The 16,705-nt window shown below is 66.8% G+C and carries 13 protein-coding genes; all 13 read right to left on the minus strand.

All coding sequences use genetic code 11. The features are described from left to right. Nucleotides 1-3: 3 nt before the first annotated feature. The 13 genes from AZOLI_RS07670 to AZOLI_RS07730 all read right to left on the minus strand — a co-directional run bounded on the left by AZOLI_RS07670 (nucleotide 4) and on the right by AZOLI_RS07730 (nucleotide 16,704). Nucleotides 4-2,142, minus strand: coding sequence for a phage head spike fiber domain-containing protein (locus tag AZOLI_RS07670; RefSeq protein WP_014248033.1), 2,139 nt, complete (start codon nucleotides 2,140-2,142; stop codon nucleotides 4-6). Beyond that, nucleotides 2,142-2,987 (minus strand): hypothetical protein, encoded by an 846-nt coding sequence (locus AZOLI_RS07675; RefSeq protein ID WP_014248034.1) that lies wholly within the window; start codon nucleotides 2,985-2,987, stop codon nucleotides 2,142-2,144. The genes AZOLI_RS07670 and AZOLI_RS07675 overlap by 1 nt, the downstream gene beginning before the upstream one ends. After that, nucleotides 2,987-4,501, minus strand: coding sequence for a hypothetical protein (locus AZOLI_RS07680; protein ID WP_014248035.1), 1,515 nt, complete (start codon nucleotides 4,499-4,501; stop codon nucleotides 2,987-2,989). Before AZOLI_RS07680 ends, AZOLI_RS07675 begins: the two co-directional genes overlap by 1 nt. Nucleotides 4,502-4,504: 3 nt before the next feature. Beyond that, nucleotides 4,505-9,499 (minus strand): hypothetical protein, encoded by a 4,995-nt coding sequence (locus tag AZOLI_RS07685; RefSeq protein WP_014248036.1) that lies wholly within the window; start codon nucleotides 9,497-9,499, stop codon nucleotides 4,505-4,507. Between the two features lie 107 nt (nucleotides 9,500-9,606). After that, nucleotides 9,607-9,792, minus strand: a complete 186-nt coding sequence (locus AZOLI_RS07690; protein ID WP_014248037.1) for a hypothetical protein — start codon at nucleotides 9,790-9,792, stop codon at nucleotides 9,607-9,609. A 23-nt stretch (nucleotides 9,793-9,815) separates the two neighbouring features. After that, nucleotides 9,816-10,604: a hypothetical protein gene (locus tag AZOLI_RS07695; protein ID WP_014248038.1), complete on the minus strand. Its 789-nt coding sequence runs from the start codon at nucleotides 10,602-10,604 to the stop codon at nucleotides 9,816-9,818. Between the two features lie 121 nt (nucleotides 10,605-10,725). Beyond that, a complete protein-coding gene (locus AZOLI_RS30295) occupies nucleotides 10,726-11,880 on the minus strand; it encodes a hypothetical protein (protein ID WP_014248039.1) in 1,155 nt (384 codons plus the stop codon). Nucleotides 11,881-11,892: 12 nt separating this feature from the next. Further along, nucleotides 11,893-12,105, minus strand: coding sequence for a hypothetical protein (locus tag AZOLI_RS07705; protein ID WP_014248040.1), 213 nt, complete (start codon nucleotides 12,103-12,105; stop codon nucleotides 11,893-11,895). Nucleotides 12,106-12,132: 27 nt separating this feature from the next. Next, nucleotides 12,133-12,606, minus strand: a complete 474-nt coding sequence (locus tag AZOLI_RS07710) for a hypothetical protein (protein ID WP_014248041.1) — start codon at nucleotides 12,604-12,606, stop codon at nucleotides 12,133-12,135. Continuing rightward, on the minus strand, nucleotides 12,606-12,917 hold the full coding sequence (locus AZOLI_RS07715) for a head-tail joining protein (protein ID WP_014248042.1): 312 nt from the start codon (nucleotides 12,915-12,917) through the stop codon (nucleotides 12,606-12,608). The genes AZOLI_RS07710 and AZOLI_RS07715 overlap by 1 nt, the downstream gene beginning before the upstream one ends. A gap of 2 nt (nucleotides 12,918-12,919) precedes the next feature. Further along, nucleotides 12,920-13,249: a DUF2190 family protein gene (locus AZOLI_RS07720; RefSeq protein ID WP_014248043.1), complete on the minus strand. Its 330-nt coding sequence runs from the start codon at nucleotides 13,247-13,249 to the stop codon at nucleotides 12,920-12,922. A 70-nt stretch (nucleotides 13,250-13,319) separates the two neighbouring features. Further along, a complete protein-coding gene (locus AZOLI_RS07725; RefSeq protein ID WP_162488015.1) occupies nucleotides 13,320-15,224 on the minus strand; it encodes a prohead protease/major capsid protein fusion protein in 1,905 nt (634 codons plus the stop codon). Then, complete coding sequence (locus AZOLI_RS07730) at nucleotides 15,217-16,704, minus strand: phage portal protein (protein ID WP_014248045.1); 1,488 nt, start codon at nucleotides 16,702-16,704, stop codon at nucleotides 15,217-15,219. The genes AZOLI_RS07725 and AZOLI_RS07730 overlap by 8 nt, the downstream gene beginning before the upstream one ends. Nucleotide 16,705 lies beyond the last annotated feature (1 nt).

Here is a 16,705-nt window from a genome sequence, read left to right on the forward strand (position 1 = left end):
CGCTTACACCCCTACGATGCCAAAGCCTGCCGGAGCCGCGTAAATCGTCGGCCAACGAAAACGGACGCTGTTGTCGACACTGTTGCCGTCCAGATAGCCGGCCGGATACATCGGGGTGCCGGCGGCGAAGCTGAAGGCGGCGTTGGTGCCGGATGCGGGGTCTCCGCTCGCCTGCCAGACGCCGTTTTTCGCGAACCAAATTTTTCCGGCGGCCACATCGACCGCAACAGAAATGATATCTCCGGCCGTGTAGCTGGAACCGAACGCCGTCGAACTTCCGCCACTTGCCTTGTTACCGCTCTTGCTGTAGGCGAAACCAAGCGCGTTATCGTAATACCGCGCGCCGGCAGCCAGAGAAACGGAGCCTACGGAAACGCCTATGCCGGGTCCGGTCGAAGGAGTCGTAACTGAAACCACCTCGACTTCAAAATACCGCTTATCGGTGATTGCCGTCGTCCCGCGACCAGAGCCGTATTGCGAAGTGCCAGTGGCCCCAAGCTTTCGGCCGCTCTCCGACACCACTAGGGATGTATCTTTGTCCGTGCTGGACCAGAACGGCCCGACCGTTGACGCCGTGCTGTTCTTCATCCCCTTCCACGTCGATCCGGTCGCTATTGCAATCAGCCATTCGCCGGGCGCAAGCGTGATGCTGGCCTGTCCGCTGATCGTGCCGGAGGGCGGGGCAACCGTGATCGTGCCGGCGCCAGAGTTGAGAAAGTAGACTGCGAACCCATTGCTGACCGCAGCCGCGGAAACCAGAGTGGCAGTGAAGGTGCTGGTGCAGTCGAAGAGCTTTCCAGCATCCGAAGAGGATACCGTGTAGGTGCTGGATAGGCTCGTAACAGGAAGAGACACAGCGCCCGATCCAGAGCCACCAGACAGCCGCCAATACGCCCCGTCGTATGTCGCCACGTATTTGCTGCCGTATGCCACCGCCCCGATCAACAGGGCGTTTCCAGCATAATCAAGCAACGGCTTGGCGGACGTAGAGCCCACGGCAAGTGTCATGTGCCCGTCAGCGACGGAGGAAGACGTTGCCGCCGTGGTGATTAGCGGCGTGGCGACAGCGCCGGCTTCCAACTGCGCGCCGACAGCGTAGAAGCCATAGCCGGACACGCCTGTGTAATTGTCGTTTCCGCTGGCGTCGCGGGAGTTGAGGTACAGGCCGCCAGTCGTCCTAGAGTTGTTCATCCTGCCGGAAATCGATACCCGGTAGATACCGCCCGGCAAGGCGTCTATGGCCGCTGCGGCATTACTGCCGGCGCCAAGAGTGAATGCCGACACCGTACCGGCGGACAAGTCGAAGGTGGCATACACGCCGTCAGCGAAACTGCTATCCAAGAACATCAGCCTGCCTTTGGTGCGCTCGGCAGCCTTGACATATATGGATGCGGTATAGGTCGTGCTGGCGCTTAGGCCGGACACCGAGACATAGTATGCGCCATGCTGGCCTGACACAGCGGTTTCTGCGATCTTGTCCATGACCGACTGACCATCGATCCAGACAGAGGCATCGGCCGTTACCGTGTTGCCAAGCTTGCCCCATGTTCCATTATCCAACTGCTTGGAATATGGCAGCAGGTTTGTGCGCGTGACGCTCGCGTTCGTGGCGCCAGCGACCCACTCCACGGAGGGGTTCCCGGTCAGCACAGACAGAGATCCAGAAAGCGTCTGCGCATTTGCTGTGCCGGCGCTGGTGCCGTACCAGACCGGACCAGCGCCGGCCGCGCCGGCCGGGCCGGTGGCGCCGGGCTGTCCGCCGATGCCGATCACCCACGACGACGGCGTGCCGCTGCCCGTCGTGCCACCGGTCGGAACGGAGATGACCAGCGCACCCGTCGTGGTGTCGTAGCTGGTCACGCGGCCCGTCATGGCGTTGGCGCTATTCGAGGCGTCCGCCACCACCACGTACATCCCCGCCACAAAGCCCTTGGTGGACGGGCTGGCGACCGTCAGCGTCTTGGTGCCGGTGCCGATGGCGACATCGCTGGTGGAGGACGTGGCGACAAGCGAAGCGCCCAAACCATTGCGGCGCGCGTCCATCTCCTCAATGAGGTCGTCGAAAAAGCCGTCCCAATTCTCCACGTACTTGAACGGCAGCATATCGGCCACCGTCCAGTCGCGTCCGTTGAAGATCGCCATCAGATCAGTTCCTCCGCATTCATCGACCAGCCATAGCGCCGGTGCGACGTCGTGGTGATGCCGGCGGTATCGACCAGCGCAGCGTAGATGGTTCGGCGGAACTGGATGGATGGATCGTCGTTCTGGTCGTAGACCAGCAGGAAATCCCCATCCTTGCCGAGTTGGTTTTCGATCTCGAAGCCCGTCGCGAAGGCGTCCCGCTCGGTCATCGCCTCAAAGGTCATCGTCATTGTTCGGTAGCGCGGACGACGTCTGACCAGGCGCCGGCCGCCGCGGGTCCGGCGGGTTTCGCTCGGGTCCACCGTCCGGACTTGGAACCCGTACTTCACCCGGTGGGACCAAGCCTCCCCCGCCATGAAGCGACCCGCCTGGAAATAGCCGGCCGGGTTGTCGACGTCGTTCACGTAGGTGAAGAGATATCGGCCGTAGACGGTGGAGGGAGCAAAATGCAGGTCGATGGTGCCGCCCGGATAAGCCGCGGTGTCGATGCCGTCGAAAGAGAAAGCGCCGAACGGGCGGGCGCCCCAAATCTCGGTGGCCACCCGCATCCGCTCCATGCCGGTATCGTAGACGGGGGCGCCGCTGTTGGTCGGGCTGTTGGTGACGACGTGCCGGCGCTTGGCCTGGACGGTGCCGTTGTGGTTGAGGATGGCGAAGCAACTCAGCGGCACCAGCCGGCCGAAGTCGATCCGCCAATAGGTGGAGGTCTCCGCCGCGTCGGTTGACCGGGCAAGCTCCATCACGTCCTGTGTCTTCAGGTTGTTCAGCGACAGCCCGCCCGTGCCGATCCATGACCCTTCGGAATAGGTCCCGTCATCGGTCGGTTTCTTCCATAGCGCCTGCATCAGCCCATCACCTTCATGGTCAGGGTTTCATCGTTGGCGTTCCTCTCGATCTCCAGGGCGATGCCGCGCCAGCCGGCCGACAGTCCATAGCGGCCATCGGTCAGCTTGACCGTGTGGCCGACGGTCAGCCCTGGAGTGATCGGCACCGTGACGGAGAAGCCTTTCCGCTTGGCGGCATAGAGCGAAAGGCGCCGGTCCCGCTCGGCCACGGCGTCCGCTTCCGCATCGAAAAGGGTCTGCGCCTCTTCTTCGGTGGCCAGCAGCGACGCCGCTTCAGCCGCCGCATCGGTGGCCACGGCGGTCCACCGGTATTCATTTTGGAACGCCTCCCGGTTAGCCGCGGTGACGTTGACTTGGTCCAGCTCGTCGGCGGTGAACACGACGCCGAAGGGGCGATAGCCCAGCTTGAGGGACTTCATGCGCCGTTCCACCGGTTCCGGTGTCAGGTCGATGATGTCCCGCGCGTCGAACTCATAGTCGGCGGTTGCCGCCGGCCCCTCGTAGCGGCCGAGAGACAGGAGCCGGTCATCCCCGAACCCCCAATACGCCCCGACGGTGGCCGACAGTTCGTCGATGACGTCGCGCACCTTCGGCACGCTGGAGCCGTCGCACCAGTAACCCAGCACCGCGGGTTGCTTGAGGCTGAAGGCGGTGAAGGAGTCGCTGTCCAGGTCGTCGTCGGACAGCGTCGTCATGGTGGCGACCAGATGGCGCACCAGATCGGCGAAGCGGCAAATCCAGGTGCCGGAGACCGTCACCCCGTCCGCGTCGATGGTGAAGCGCCCGGACGGCTTCTGCCCGAGACGGATCAGCCCGGCGGCCTTGGCCGTTGCCACGTTGTTGCCGGTGATCGACGCGGCAACCAGGGTGTCGTAGGAGCCATAGTCCCCGACCGCCGCCGGATAGTCGACGCCCTTGTCACGGGCGGCCAGAAGGGTGGAGAAGCCCAGCGGGTCGACCATGTAGACGTTGTTGGCCGCGTCGATCAGAACCGGCTCAATCTGCCGGCGCCGGCCGATCAGCCACGGCTTTTCCCGCCCCTTCAGTTCCGCCGTCCCGTCGATGCCGCCGGCCCCGCCGAACTGCCCGCGGCTGGCGGGGGTGTCCAGCAACACCAGCAGGTCGCGAAGCTGGATTTCGATGGCGTCGCCAAGGACCAGTTGCTCCGCGGCGCCGGAGAACAACACCCCGAAGTCGGCCAGTGCCGGCCGCTCCAGGGGCGAATAGAGGACTTCGACCAGCCGGCCGTCCCAATCCAGATCGGAAAGCCAATCGTCGGCTCCGTCGTCATTGCCGAGCGTGACGGAGCCGAAGGACGTCTCCGAATAGCCGCCGATGGCGGTCCCATTGAAAAGGCTCCGCTTGACGGTCAATGGAGTGTCGATCCGCCGCACGAAGTAGGTGTTTGAAGGGCTGTCTTCCGGCTCCGTCGTGAACCCGACGTCGGATCGGTAGACGGGCCGGACGGCGCCAAGATCGGCGTCGTACGGCTCCGCGCGCATCAGGTAGGGCATGGATTACCTCACACCTGCCACCCGCCGCCCGAGTGGTTCGGGCGACCGGGCGGCTTGTCTAGCCAGGGTCTTGAGCGCCGGGAGCGCTTCGTCGTTGCCGGAGTCGATGGCCTCCACCACCCGCTCCAGGACCGCAATGGCACGGTCCAGACGTTGCTCGATGCCGCGGGTGTTGACAGTGGAGGCGCCGGCCGACCGGAGAGGGGTGACGTTGCCGGACCAACGGTCATTGGCCGCTTCGAAGGCTCGCGCGATGCGCAGACTATCGACGGAGGAGGCGACTGCCGCCGCCCCGCCCTGCCACAGCAGTTCCGGCCCTTGCTCGCCCACCCACACGGCACCAGGCGGCGTGGACAGGGTGCCGGCGGCGAAACCGGGCACGCCAGCGGCGTGAGCCTGCGCCCGGATGGCCGCTTCGAAGGCGGCTTGGTGCCCGAGCTTCACCCAGGCATTCAGGCCGGCGTCAATCCCGCTGTCATAGCCGGCGGCACGGACTGCGGCGGCCTGCTGGTTGCCCGACAGGGCATCCCATGCGGCCTGGATATCGCCAGGGGCGCCGTAGCGCGCGCCGCCGGCAATCGAGGTGACGTTGCCCTCGAAGGCCGCCGCCCGCGTGCCGCTGGTCGCCAGCCAGATATTGAACGCCTCGTCGACCTGCCCGCCCCAGCCCATCGCGCGAGCAACGCCGAACTGCTGCTCGGACGACAGGCCATCCCATGCCGACTGGACCGCCGCCGGTGCGCTGTAATGCGGCCTGTTGTCGTTGGCGCCGGTGCGGGCCAGCAGGGGGCCGAGAGTGCCTTGCCAGTAGGCAAAGGACTGGTCCATCACGTCTTTCAGCCCGACCAGCGCGCCATACTGACGCTCCCCGAGCCGGGCGGCGTCTGCCCGTTGACGCTGCATCTCCTTCAGCGTCTCGTTGGCGGCCTTTAGTTGCTGTTCGGCCGTATCCACACCAAGCGCGGTGGTGTCGCCAAGCTCCGCGAACACGGAGCGGACATAATCGTAATCCGTGGTGGAGGTGGAGCCGAGAAAGCCCTTCGCCAGTTGAACCAGGGAGGGGCCAAGCGACAGCAGGGTTTGCTTGGCGGCGTCCCGGTCTTCCGCGGCGGAAGCAACGTCACGGTAAGTGGTGAGCGCGGTTCCGAACTGCCGACGCGCCTCCTCCAACCGATCCTTGGCGTTCAGAGGCGAATTGTCGTTGAGCGCCAAAGCATCGTAGGCCGACCGGAACTCACGCGCCGATTGTGCCAGTTTTACCGCACCGTCGGTGAGTGAGGCAATATAGTCCTGCTGCGCCGTGATTTGCTGGTCATAGGCGGCCAGAACGTCAGCCTGCGCCAACTTGAAGGCTTGCAACGCCCGCTCGGCCGCCTGGACCTGCTGGAGCTGCGTCGTGTCGTAGCCGCTGGCGGTGGCGAGTGCCGCCGCCTGTTGCGCGTCCAGCGCGATCAGGCCGGCGCCGCGGGCGTTGCCTACTGCGGCCTGCATCCGGGCGTTCAGGTCGGCGGCATAGGCCGTCCGCTCCGCCGCCGCTGCCGCCGCGTCGGATGCCGCCGCCGCATCGCGCATGCTGACGGCCAAGTCGCGGACGCTGCCGGTGAACAGGGTCGCCACCACGTCGAGATCCGAAGACGACAGGCCCTCAAGCACGCCGCGCAGCGATGCGTCGAAGATTTCCGCCGCCCGTGCGGTGTCGGCCCCAACCGCCGCGAGATTGCGGGCGTTGATGTCCCGCGCGCTGACAAGATCGTTGATGCTGTTGACGTAATCCCTGCCCAGGGCGGCGTTCAGCGCACGGTTCGCGTCGTTCTCCGCGTTCGACTTGATCCGGGCGCGGGTCTCCGCCTCGATCTGGTCGGTATAGGCCGCCATCTCCGGCTTGAGCTGCACCACAGCCTCCCGGATCGCCGCGAACTGACCGGTCAGCGCCGCCATTTCCTGTTCGCGCTGGGTGAAGTCGACCGGGTTGCGGAGTTGGTCCAGGTACGCCTTGAGCTGGTCGGTTGCGGCCGAAACATATTCGGCCCCGAGGTCCAGCTTCTTCGCCCTCTCGAACTCCTCCAGCATCGGCTTCATCGCGTCCGCCGTGGCTTCCTTGGCGGACTTCGTGAAGCTGGCCAGCGACTTGTCCAGGGCGGCCAGAGCGGTGTTGCCCGCATCGATGGCCGCACCAAGGGCGATGTCCTTCGCGGCCTCTTCGAAATCCTTGGCTTTGCTGTTTCTGATAGCCTTGGTCGTGGACGCGCCAGCATCCTTCAGCGTGCCCGAGTCCAGCAGCGCATAGCGGTACATGGCCGCCACATCGTCGCCGAACTCGCGATACGGGAGGCTGCCGCTGACATACAGCCCTTTGTTCGCGGTCCTGCCGATACCAAGGTCACGGGTCAGAGACCCACCACCCAGCAGCGCCGCATTCACGGTCAGGGCAATCGCATCGCCAAGTTTCTGGGCTTCTGCGATGTCACCGCCATTGTCGGTCAGGTATCCGCCGGAGGTGACGGATTTGCCGTCTGCGCTGCGGTTGATACCGCTGGAAACGGTCGGGCCAACGGTCGCCTTCTGCGTGCCGAGCATGCCCATGATCGCGCCGACCACCGCGGAAATGGCAATGCCCCACGGGCCACCCATTGCACCGAGACCCATCAGACTGGACAGATATCCCGCACCAGCCCCGGCCGCGGCGCCGGACAGACCGCCGACGAGCTTCGAATTGGTCGCCGTGCCAAGAGCGCCGCCGACCAAGCCACCACCGAAGGCGCCCGCGCCGGCGGCCCCCAAAACGCCGCTCAGCGTGCCGCCCGCCGTGCCGGCCGCGCCGCTGGCGGTGCCGCTGTAGGACGCGTTCAAGGCCGCGGTGTTGCCGGCGTTCACGATGCCGTTGGCCGCGTTCAGGCTGCCGGCCTGGATCGCTCCGGTGGACGCGCCGATGATCGGATTTGCCGTGCCGATGACGGTGGCACCGCCGCCGACGCTCGACATGCTGACGGCCGAACCCCACAACGGGGTGTTCATGATGTTGCCGGTGATGTTGGACAGGCCCAGCTTGTCCATGGCCCAACCGCCGGCCTTCGACAGGGCGGTGTTGGTCAGGCTGCCGGTCAGGCCGTTGGTGGCGGCCCCTGCCGCACCGGCGGGCGCCTGGATGCCGAACAGCGACGGCATCGACCCGACGATCTGCATGGTGATCGGCAGGACGATGTTCTGGTTCAGCATCTCCACCCCGAGACGCTTCGCCCAGTTCTTGAAGAACTGGAGCGCGTCCCCGGCCTTGGCTTCGCCGGTGATCTGGTCCCACAGGTTTTGAGAGATATCCTTGCCGATATCGGTCGCAACGCGGGTGACGTCCTGCTGGTACTTCTCCAACGCGCGGAGCGCCTCCACGTCCGCCTTGGCCTTGGCGTTACGCGCTTCCGTGCTGTCGTAGAGCGCGCCGGCCTCCTCCTTTACCTTGGCGAGATAGGCGTCCATTTCCGCGCCGGACAGCTTCCCGCGGTTCTGCAGCTCGAACTCCATCGCCTTGTTGGCGACGAACCGCTCGCGCTCCGACAGTCCGAGCGCGTCAGCTTCGCTCTTCAGCCGGTCGATGTACTTGTCGGCCTGCTCGATGGTCTTCGCATGCTGTTTCGTCTGCCGCTCGGCCTCCCCCGCACCCTGTTCCGCGGCGCGGGTGGCCTCTTCCTGTGCCTTCTTCTGTTTCTCCAGCGTGTCGATCTGTTCTTGCCGGGCGACGGCTTGGTCGATCAGCGTGCGGGTGCCGGCATCCACCGCCCTGTAGTCGGACACCCCGGCCGCGGTCATCGCTTCCGTCTGCAACTTCGCCCGGAGCTTCGCGGCGTTGGACCGGTCGAAGGTGTCGACCTGGACGCCAAGGTCTTTAATCTGACCGCGCAGGCTTTCCCGCAGCTTCTCCGTCTGCTCGGCCAAGGACTTGGTGGAGCCGGCGGCTTGCCCGGTCGTCTCCGCGGCGGTGCGGGCGCCGTCGTTGAACTCGCCATAGGTGCCGCGCAGGACCAGCAGCTCCTTCCGCAACTCGGCCACCCGCTTGCGCCGCGTCTCGACCACGTCGTCCAGCGTTCCGGCGCCAAGCGCACGGCGGGCGCCCAAATCGTTGCGGGCGTTGGTCTCGGCGGCCTGCGCCGCGACAAGATCGGCCTCTGCCTTGCGCAACACCTCTTCGCGGGCCGCAATGACGCTGCGCCGTTCCGCCTCCATGGCGGTGCGGACGGTTCCGGACGCCGTCGCCAGTTCGCCGCTGACCTTGGCCGCCAGCTCCATCGCCTTGGCGTAGCTGGTGAAGGCCGTCTCGGCATCGTCCGCGCTTTTGCCCATCCCGAAGATGACACCGGCCGCCACCGACGCCACGGCGATCAGCGCGCCGATTGCCGCGCCGGCCGGGCCGAAGGCGCCCGCGATCTGCGGCCCCTGCTGCGCCATGATGATGAAGGCATTCGTCCCCATCTGTGCCTGAACGGCGACGTCCTGGATCTGATAGCCGAGATTGCCCATCACGCCGCGCAGCCGGCCGGCGCTTTCCCCCGCGGCGTCCTGTGCCGCCGCCGCCATCTTCGTCGCCGCAGCCCCCGCCTGGATGTCCGCCCCGGCTTGGCGCGCAGCCTGCCCGGTCCGGGTATAGGCGGCGGCAAGCTGCGGCTGCAGCCGGGCGGCCTCCTCCATCGACCGCCAGCCGTTCTTCACCTGGACGTCCAGCGTCTCCAGCGCGCCCTCCAGGGTCTTGTAGGTGCGGCGGAGCTTGTCGACCTGCTGCGCATCCTGTTCGCGCTGCTGGTAGGCCTTGCGCTGGTCCTCCGTCAGGGCGGTGTAGCCGGCCGACAGCTTGGACGTGCTGGCGTTCAGTTGCTCCAATTCCTGCCGGGCGCCGTCGACGCGGGTTTTGCCGAGCTGGTCGATCTGCTGCGTCACCGCCTCAAGGTCGCGCTTCGCCTGCGCGACGTCGGCCTCTACAGCAAAGCGAGCGGTGACGTTGCGGCCAGCCATGGGCATGCTCCGGTTTCGATGGGAAAGGCGGTTTTGACCCAGGTCAAAACCAGGACGTAGCTACGTGCGTACGTAGACCGCCGGTATGGGTGCCGGCGGCCTTCGCATCAGCGTTCCGTTGCGAGGAGTTCGGCCTCGGCCCCGCTCATGATCTCGAAAGCGTCGAGCATGATCGCGGCTTGGTCGCCGTAGCCGCCGGACTCCGGAAGGTGCCCGGTGGCGGGGATGATGCCGGCGGCCATGCCGCCGATGCGTCCGGGATGGGGACGGTAGGCGCGCCAGTAGCGCACCATTTCCAGATCCCCGTCGGACAGGGTCAGGCGGGGGTTGCGGCTGTACCGTTCGCCGAAGATTTCCCACGCCGAACCGTCGGGCGCTTCTTCTTCGCCGTCGGGGAAAGCGTCCGGCTGGAGGCTGACCGCGACGGCGATACGGAGTTTTTTTCCATGGCCTTGGCCGGCTGCATCAGGTTCAGGATTTTGAACCCAACCGCCCGCATCTCGTTTTCGTCCAGATGGCCAAGCGTTTCGTCCGTGGTGAGATTGCCCCGGCGGCCGAACGGCGCGGCGTTGCCGTCGGCGTCCTTCACGCCTTCCCATCCCAGCAGGAAGTGACGGCAAGCGATGAAGGGTGCGACCGACAGGTAATATTCAAAGTCGCCCTCCACCCCGGCATAGCGCCCGCCAAGCCCGCGGGCGATGCGGGCGATTTCCGTGTATCGGTCGCGCAGTTCCGGGTCCGCGTCGGCCGGCTTGCCAACCGCTTCCACGGCGTCGACGATCTCCAGCGCTTCCGCCAGATTGTCGGGGGAAATAGCCTCGATATCGGCGCGCAGAGCGGCGTAGAGCGCCTTGTCGCCGGCATAGGTGGCGCCGGTGGCCAGCAGGTCGCGGCGGAATGCGGCGCGCTGGAGGTGGCTCGGCACGGCGAGACGATAGACCGGCTGCGGCGCCGCGTCGATCTCGGCTTGCACGGCGTCGATCATGGCTCGGAAGTCGGACCGCGCCTTATCGCTTTCCGCCTTGCTCAGCAGGTCACGCAGAGTGGCGAGAAAATCGAGCCGCGGGGTGAAATGGACGACGTCCTTGGACGAAATGGGGAGCATGAAAGGTGTCCTCTGCCGGGAAGGGGGCGGGTGGCGCCGGCAACACCACCCGCGACAGGCGCACGAAGGCGCCCAGTCGGCCGTCGCCGACCGGTTGCCCGGTTGCCGCCGGGGTCTCGGGTCAGAAAATGCAGATGAAGCCGCCCGCGTCCTGACCGGTGCAGGCGAACTGATGGGTCAGCGTCATCAACCCGTTGCGGTCGCCCGGCTGCAGGTTGGTGTACTGCGTCGCCGGGAGGGTCAGGCCGATCCGGTTCCCCGCCACCGCGCCATAGCTGGCGTGGACGATCTGCGCCGCGCCGGAGCGGAAGGCGGCCATGCTGTCGCGCGTGGCGACCAGCAACTCCAGGGGATCGCAGGAACCCGTCATGTTGCGGGCGGTGATGATGGAAGGGTCGTAGCCTTCGGCGGCGTTCGGGTTGTCCGGGTTGGTCAGGCTGTTGCCGAACTCGACGGACAAGCTGGACATGGCCGATGCAACACGGTTGACCAGCGCCTTGCCGCCCTTCCAGATCGGCGGGCGGGTGGCGTCGTAGACCAGCCCGGCCGGGACGCTCGCATCCCCCTTCGACACGAACATACCGGTGAAGGTGAAGCTGAACCGGCCGGCGTTGCCGCTGGTCAGCCGCATGGTCGCGTTGCCGCGGGCGCCCACCACCTTGTAGAGCAAGCCGTCCATGTAGAGGTACAGGGTCAGCGACGGAATGGAGGTGGAGGCGGGCCGATACAGCACGTTCACCGGAACCTGATAGCTGGTCCCGGTCGACAGGGCCGTCCCGAACTGGTCGGTCAGGGTGGCGACCTTGCCGGCGGTGTAGTCGGCCACGAAGGACGTGGCGCCGGCCGCCGGATTGCCGGTCAGCAGCAACGGCATCCCGCGGTAGGTCTGCGCCGTACCGCTGGCGCCGGCCCCCAGCGTCAGGCTGGTGGTGGTGCCGGCGGTGGCGGCTTCCGCCGATGCAGGAACGGCGGTGCTGGTGATGATCTCGGCCCATCCACTGGCCTTCAGCAGCTTGCCCCACTCCGGCGCTGTGCCGGGGGCGCCGGAGCCTTTCAGGTAGACGTCACAGGTGATCTGTACCGTCATGCCGCCGGTGATCGGGCCGCGCCCGTCCAGGCTGCCCGTCGCCTCGTTGGTCTGGACGATGTTGGGGTTGAAGCTGATTTGCGGGTTTTCGACCAGCACGGCATCGGTGCCGGCCACCGGGGAGGCGTCTTCGCCTTCCGTGGTCTCGATCTTCGCCAGCAGGGCGGCGTTACGGGTGCGCAGTGCCATGGGGGCAGCTCCTTACTGGTCGGCCGACGGGACGGCCCCGGCGGGCGCATCGCTGGCGGGACGGCGGGACTTGGCGACAGGCGCCGCGGCGGTTTCGGGTGCTTCAGCGGCCTTGCGCGCGGCCTCCTCCACCCCCGTCGGGTTGACGAGTTCGCCATTGCGAAGCTCGAAGGTGTGGGCAGGCGTCGGCACCTCCGCCGCCGCCCGGTGGGACGGGATGGTCATGGGGATGGTCTCCAGGTTGAAGAGAGGTCAGGGGGCGAAGGCGTAGGGGTCGCCCGGCCGGGTCCAATACTCGACGTCATAGGCGGCGAAGACGTCGCCAACTCCGCCGATGCCGTCGCCGTCGGCCGCGCTCTGGTCGGCGTCGGCAAGGTTCACGTCCACCGCCACGCCCCCTAGCGTCGGGTCGGCTTCAACGGCGCGCTGCAGGGCGGCCCACAGATCGGCAAGGGCTTGGTCCAGCCCTTCGTCGGTGTCGGCCTTCAGCACGGCGGTGACGGTGATCCGCTCCAGATTGCGGGTTACCGCGGCGCTGGTCTGTTCGGAGGCGCCGGGGGCCGACCGCATCAGCAGGGCCGGCAACTGGTCCAAGTCGTCGTCGTCGGACAGCGGCTTGCGGCGCGCCCGATAGACCTTGATCGTGCCGGGGACGTTCTCCGCCGCGACGGTGCCGAGCATCGTCGCGAATGCGGACAAGACCTGTTCACGGACGGAGATGGGCATTACCGCAACTCCAGGCGCCAGAGGAGCCGATCAGCGTCCGACCGGCCGGCCTTCTGGATCGTGTAGGATTTCCCGCCGATGGCGAGCGTTCCCGCCTCCTTCATCATCGGGACTTCCGAGACCCGCACCTCTGCAATCCGGCTGGGCGTCGTCACGTCCACGCCATCGCCGCGCCAGTCCGTATCGGGCTGGCGGAAGACGGCGCGGCAGGGGGTGGGAACGCCACCGGGGCCGGGAGCGGTATAGGTGGCGTCCGACGCCATGTTCGGATCAGCGAACAGGACGCCGAACATGGCGTCGAAGACGCTCACGGTCAGGCCGTGCCGTTGAGGCGGACGGTGCCGGTGGCGGACGGGTTGGCGGCCACCTCCAGGGCGCAGCCGATCAGCGTGTTGCTGGTCGCCGTGGTGGTGGCCACCTTGTTGGTGTCGTCCCAATAGACCTTCGCGCCGACGGTCCAGGCCTGCGCGCTGGTCTTGGCCAGGGTGAATACGCCTTCGGTGCAGATGTCGACGCTGGCGCCGCTGACGGCGTCCATGGTGGCGACGCCGAACAGGGAGCCGACCAGACAGCCGGCGCCGCTGGCCACGTCGTAGGGGGCGGAAACGGTCACAGTCTTGCCGGGCTGAACGAAGTTCTTCATCTCGGGATCTCCAGAAACGGCGAAGGCGCCGCAGCGGGCGCCCTCATGCCGTCGTTATGGGGGTGGTGGATCAGTTGCCGGCGTTGCGGTAGGCGCCGCGGTAGTCGACCGCGCCGCAGCCGAAGTCCAGGGTGACGCGCAGCGACACGCCGTCGGTCCGGAAACCCTCTTCGGTCACGAAGCGGGGGCCGGGGTTGCCCGCCAGATAGCCGTAGACGAACACTTCGGCGACCGACGGGTCCGCGAACAGCCACCAAGCGTTGCCGGTGATGTTGGCGTCCGCCACGGTGGACAGGCGGCCCGAGAACGGGTTGACGTTGCCGGCCTGCTGCGGCTGGATCGCCGCAATGAGCTGTTCGGCCTCCGTTTCCTTGTCCGGACCGCACACGATCGTGGACGGGGTGATGTTCAGCTTCAGCCCGTCGATGCTGGTCTGTTTGCGCATCGCGGCGCGGCCATCGCTCACGGTCGAAACGCCGATGGCGCCACCCGACGCGGCAAGGTTGCCGTGGCCCGAGTGGAAGACAGCCTTGTTGTCCGACAGGGTCGGGCCGGCGCCGCTGTTCTTCAGCATCATGGCGTAGAAGGTGGCGTTTTCGAAGTCGGCCACACGGCGCGACGCCATGTTGATGAGGTCGTTGAAGGCGCCCAGGTCATCGTTGATGAACACCCGGCGGCTGATGTTCACGATGCGGCCGAAGCTGGACAGCGTGACGGTTTCCCGGCCCTCCGAAACGGTGCCGTCCTTGATCTCGCCGGTCTCGCCATACTCCAGCAGCGGCGGGAAGTCGCCGGCCTGGAGGAACTTGGTCGGCTTGAAGTCGTTGAAGTCGCGGCGCCGCGCGATTCTGCGATAGGTCGGGGTCGCGGCCTGATAGGTGCGCAGCAGCACCTTGTTGGCGGCGGCCTCCAGCAGCAGCGGGAAGTCCGACGTGCTGTGCATCGCACGCCGCATGATCTCGTCCGGATTGCGGGAACGGATGCCGCACAGGTCGGCCGCCATCTCCAGCATGCTGGCGCCCATGTAGCCGCGCGCCCGCTCGTTTTCCGGGGCCGTGTAGGTGGCGCGGGCGACGATGGCGTCGGCCATGGCCGAACGGACCGCTTCCGGGTCGTCATGGGAGACGCCGACGCGGATCGAGGAGGACGGGGACTGTTCCGACCGGGCGGCAAGCGCGGTCAGGGCGGCGGCGTTGACCGCTTCGGCCGTAGAACCGCCGTCGACATGGGCGCGGACGAAGTCGGCACCCAGCGCGTGACGCTGCGCCACGTCGTTGACATGGGCGATGCGGGCGCGCTCGGCCGCGATGGCGGCATTCAGAGCGGCGGCATCGGTGGCGCGGGTGTTGTTGGCGGGCATCTCGTGGCCCGGCTCGTGCTGGACGCTGTCCGGCATGGTGGCACTCTCCTTGTTGGCGGGCGACGCCCGGTTGATAATCTCGCAGGGGGTGGTAGACAGATCGGCGGAGCGGGTGCCCGCGCCGGCATCGGCACCGATCGGCACCATGGACAGTTCCATCGGCATCCAGTCGATGGCGCGGTAGGTGGCGGGCTTGCCCTCTTCCTGCGTCACCTCGAATTTGCGGACGGCGTAGCCGACGGAAACGTTCCGGATGATCCCGTTCTTGATGTCGTTCCAATACGGATCGACGTCCGGCCGATCCGAAAAGCGCACCGTGGCCGTTCCCTGCGTACCGTCGACCGCGGCACGCTCCACTACGCCCAGGACTTGGCTCAGGTCATATTGGCCGTGGTTGTTCAGGACCGGCGCGCCGCTGTTGAGGCGGGTCAGGTCGCAGTGTTCCGGATCGAGGGACAGCACCTCCATGAAGCGCTCCCCGGTGCGGTAGTTGACGCGGGGAACCGCGGCGCCCGTCGACCAGACCAGCTCGATGGTGCGCGCGGCTTCGTCCACCGTCTGGACAGCCGCCGCGCGCGTCTGCATCGGCATGTCCATGGTCAGGCTATCAGGCATCTTGCGGGTCTCCTTGCTGCGCCTGCTGTGCCCCGCCGGCCTTCGTCACCTTGCGGGGATCGGTATCGAGCGTGACGCCCACGTCATCCATGGCGGCATTGATCCGGGCGATATCCGCGAGCTGCTGTTTCGGATCGAAGCCCCACAGGCCGACGAAGTGGTCCCACGTCATCCGGCCGGTGCGGACCGCGAGAATATCGGCCTGCATGTCCTTCAGCGGGTCGATGGGCTCATGTGCCGGCGTCGCCCATTCGACCGGATAGTCCCCGGCCGGAAGCGCGCCGGAGAGGACCGCCGTCTCGATGAAGCGCCGCCAGACCGGCGCGCAGAACATCGGGATCAGCATTTGCCATTGCGCCTGTTCGACCAGCCGGCGGAATTCCACCTTGCCGGCGCGAAGGCTGGAGTAGTTGGCCTGCCGGAGGTCTCCGGTCATCTGGTCGTAGGTGACGCCCGTCCCCACCGCCATCGCCATGAGGGTATGCAGGGTGAAGGGATCGAAGGACGGCGACGCGGTCGGGTTCAGGAATTGGACGGTTTCGCCGGGCTTCAGGTACGGGACCATGCCCGGCTCCATCCCCTCCACCCGCCGGCCGTTCTCCGTCTCGCTGCCGATACCGATGGGGTTTTGCCCGCCGTCATCGGTGGACGTCACCACCATTCCGATACAGGCCTCCATCCGCGCCCGGACGATGGCGGCCTCGTGGAAGTCGTCCAGGTCGCGCGCCTTCAGCAGCACGGGCGCGAACCACGGCACGCCGCGAACCTGACCGGACCGCAGCTTGCGATAGACGTGCATCACCTCCGATGCCGGCACCAGGGCGCTCGTCAGGCCTTCCGCCGTGACGCTGTAAGGGTCGCCGGGGTGGGTGCGGAACAACCAATAGCCGATCCGCCGGTCCAGTGCGTCGAACTCCACGCCCTGAATGGTGCGGCGACCGGTCAACGTGCTGTCGCGGGAGGAGTCCAGGAAGTCGCCCTCCAGGACTTGCACCTGATAGGGGACCGGCAAGCCATCTCCCGGCCGGCGGTTGCGGTGGCGGGGGAGCACTTCGCCACCCTCCACCACCGTCCGCATGATGAGGGTCTGGAGACCGGCAAAGTCCAACTGCCCTTCGGCGTCGCATTGCTCGCACCAGCGCCGGAACAGGGCGTTGGTCCGCTTGTCCAACTCCTCATTGCCGGTGCGGCTCTGCGGCATGATGCCGGTTCCGACCACGTTCGCGGCCCAAATGTCGACCACGCGGGCGGCATAGGGGTTGTTGCGCACCAGATCGCGGGAGCGGGCGCGCAGGCGGGCAAGGGCGGGTCCGATTTCGGCGTTCGCCGACGTGCCGCTGGTGTTCCAGCCGTCCGTCCGCCGGCCGGTGGTGGCGCCGTCGTAGCTGCGCCGCATCATTTCCATGGCAACGCGCGCACGCGCACGCTTGGCGCCGGACTCCGGGGCAATCCAGCCGATGGCCTTGTCCAGAATGTTCATG

The sequence above is a fragment of the Azospirillum lipoferum 4B genome (assembly GCF_000283655.1).
GTDB classification, from domain to species: domain Bacteria; phylum Pseudomonadota; class Alphaproteobacteria; order Azospirillales; family Azospirillaceae; genus Azospirillum; species Azospirillum lipoferum_C.

What these genes read in the sequence shown, in the direction of transcription:
- AZOLI_RS07720 (WP_014248043.1), bottom strand. Translation starts at nt 13,249, where the DNA reads ATGAAGAACTTCGTTCAGCCCGGCAAGACTGTGACCGTTTCCGCCCCC.
- AZOLI_RS07725 (WP_162488015.1), bottom strand. Translation starts at nt 15,224, where the DNA reads ATGCCTGATAGCCTGACCATGGACATGCCGATGCAGACGCGCGCGGCG.
- AZOLI_RS07680 (WP_014248035.1), bottom strand. Translation starts at nt 4,501, where the DNA reads ATGCCCTACCTGATGCGCGCGGAGCCGTACGACGCCGATCTTGGCGCC.
- AZOLI_RS30295 (WP_014248039.1), bottom strand. Translation starts at nt 11,880, where the DNA reads ATGGCACTGCGCACCCGTAACGCCGCCCTGCTGGCGAAGATCGAGACC.
- AZOLI_RS07730 (WP_014248045.1), bottom strand. Translation starts at nt 16,704, where the DNA reads ATGAACATTCTGGACAAGGCCATCGGCTGGATTGCCCCGGAGTCCGGC.
- AZOLI_RS07685 (WP_014248036.1), bottom strand. Translation starts at nt 9,499, where the DNA reads ATGGCTGGCCGCAACGTCACCGCTCGCTTTGCTGTAGAGGCCGACGTC.
- AZOLI_RS07695 (WP_014248038.1), bottom strand. Translation starts at nt 10,604, where the DNA reads ATGCTCCCCATTTCGTCCAAGGACGTCGTCCATTTCACCCCGCGGCTC.
- AZOLI_RS07690 (WP_014248037.1), bottom strand. Translation starts at nt 9,792, where the DNA reads ATGGTGCGCTACTGGCGCGCCTACCGTCCCCATCCCGGACGCATCGGC.
- AZOLI_RS07705 (WP_014248040.1), bottom strand. Translation starts at nt 12,105, where the DNA reads ATGACCATCCCGTCCCACCGGGCGGCGGCGGAGGTGCCGACGCCTGCC.
- AZOLI_RS07710 (WP_014248041.1), bottom strand. Translation starts at nt 12,606, where the DNA reads ATGCCCATCTCCGTCCGTGAACAGGTCTTGTCCGCATTCGCGACGATG.
- AZOLI_RS07670 (WP_014248033.1), bottom strand. Translation starts at nt 2,142, where the DNA reads ATGGCGATCTTCAACGGACGCGACTGGACGGTGGCCGATATGCTGCCG.
- AZOLI_RS07675 (WP_014248034.1), bottom strand. Translation starts at nt 2,987, where the DNA reads ATGCAGGCGCTATGGAAGAAACCGACCGATGACGGGACCTATTCCGAA.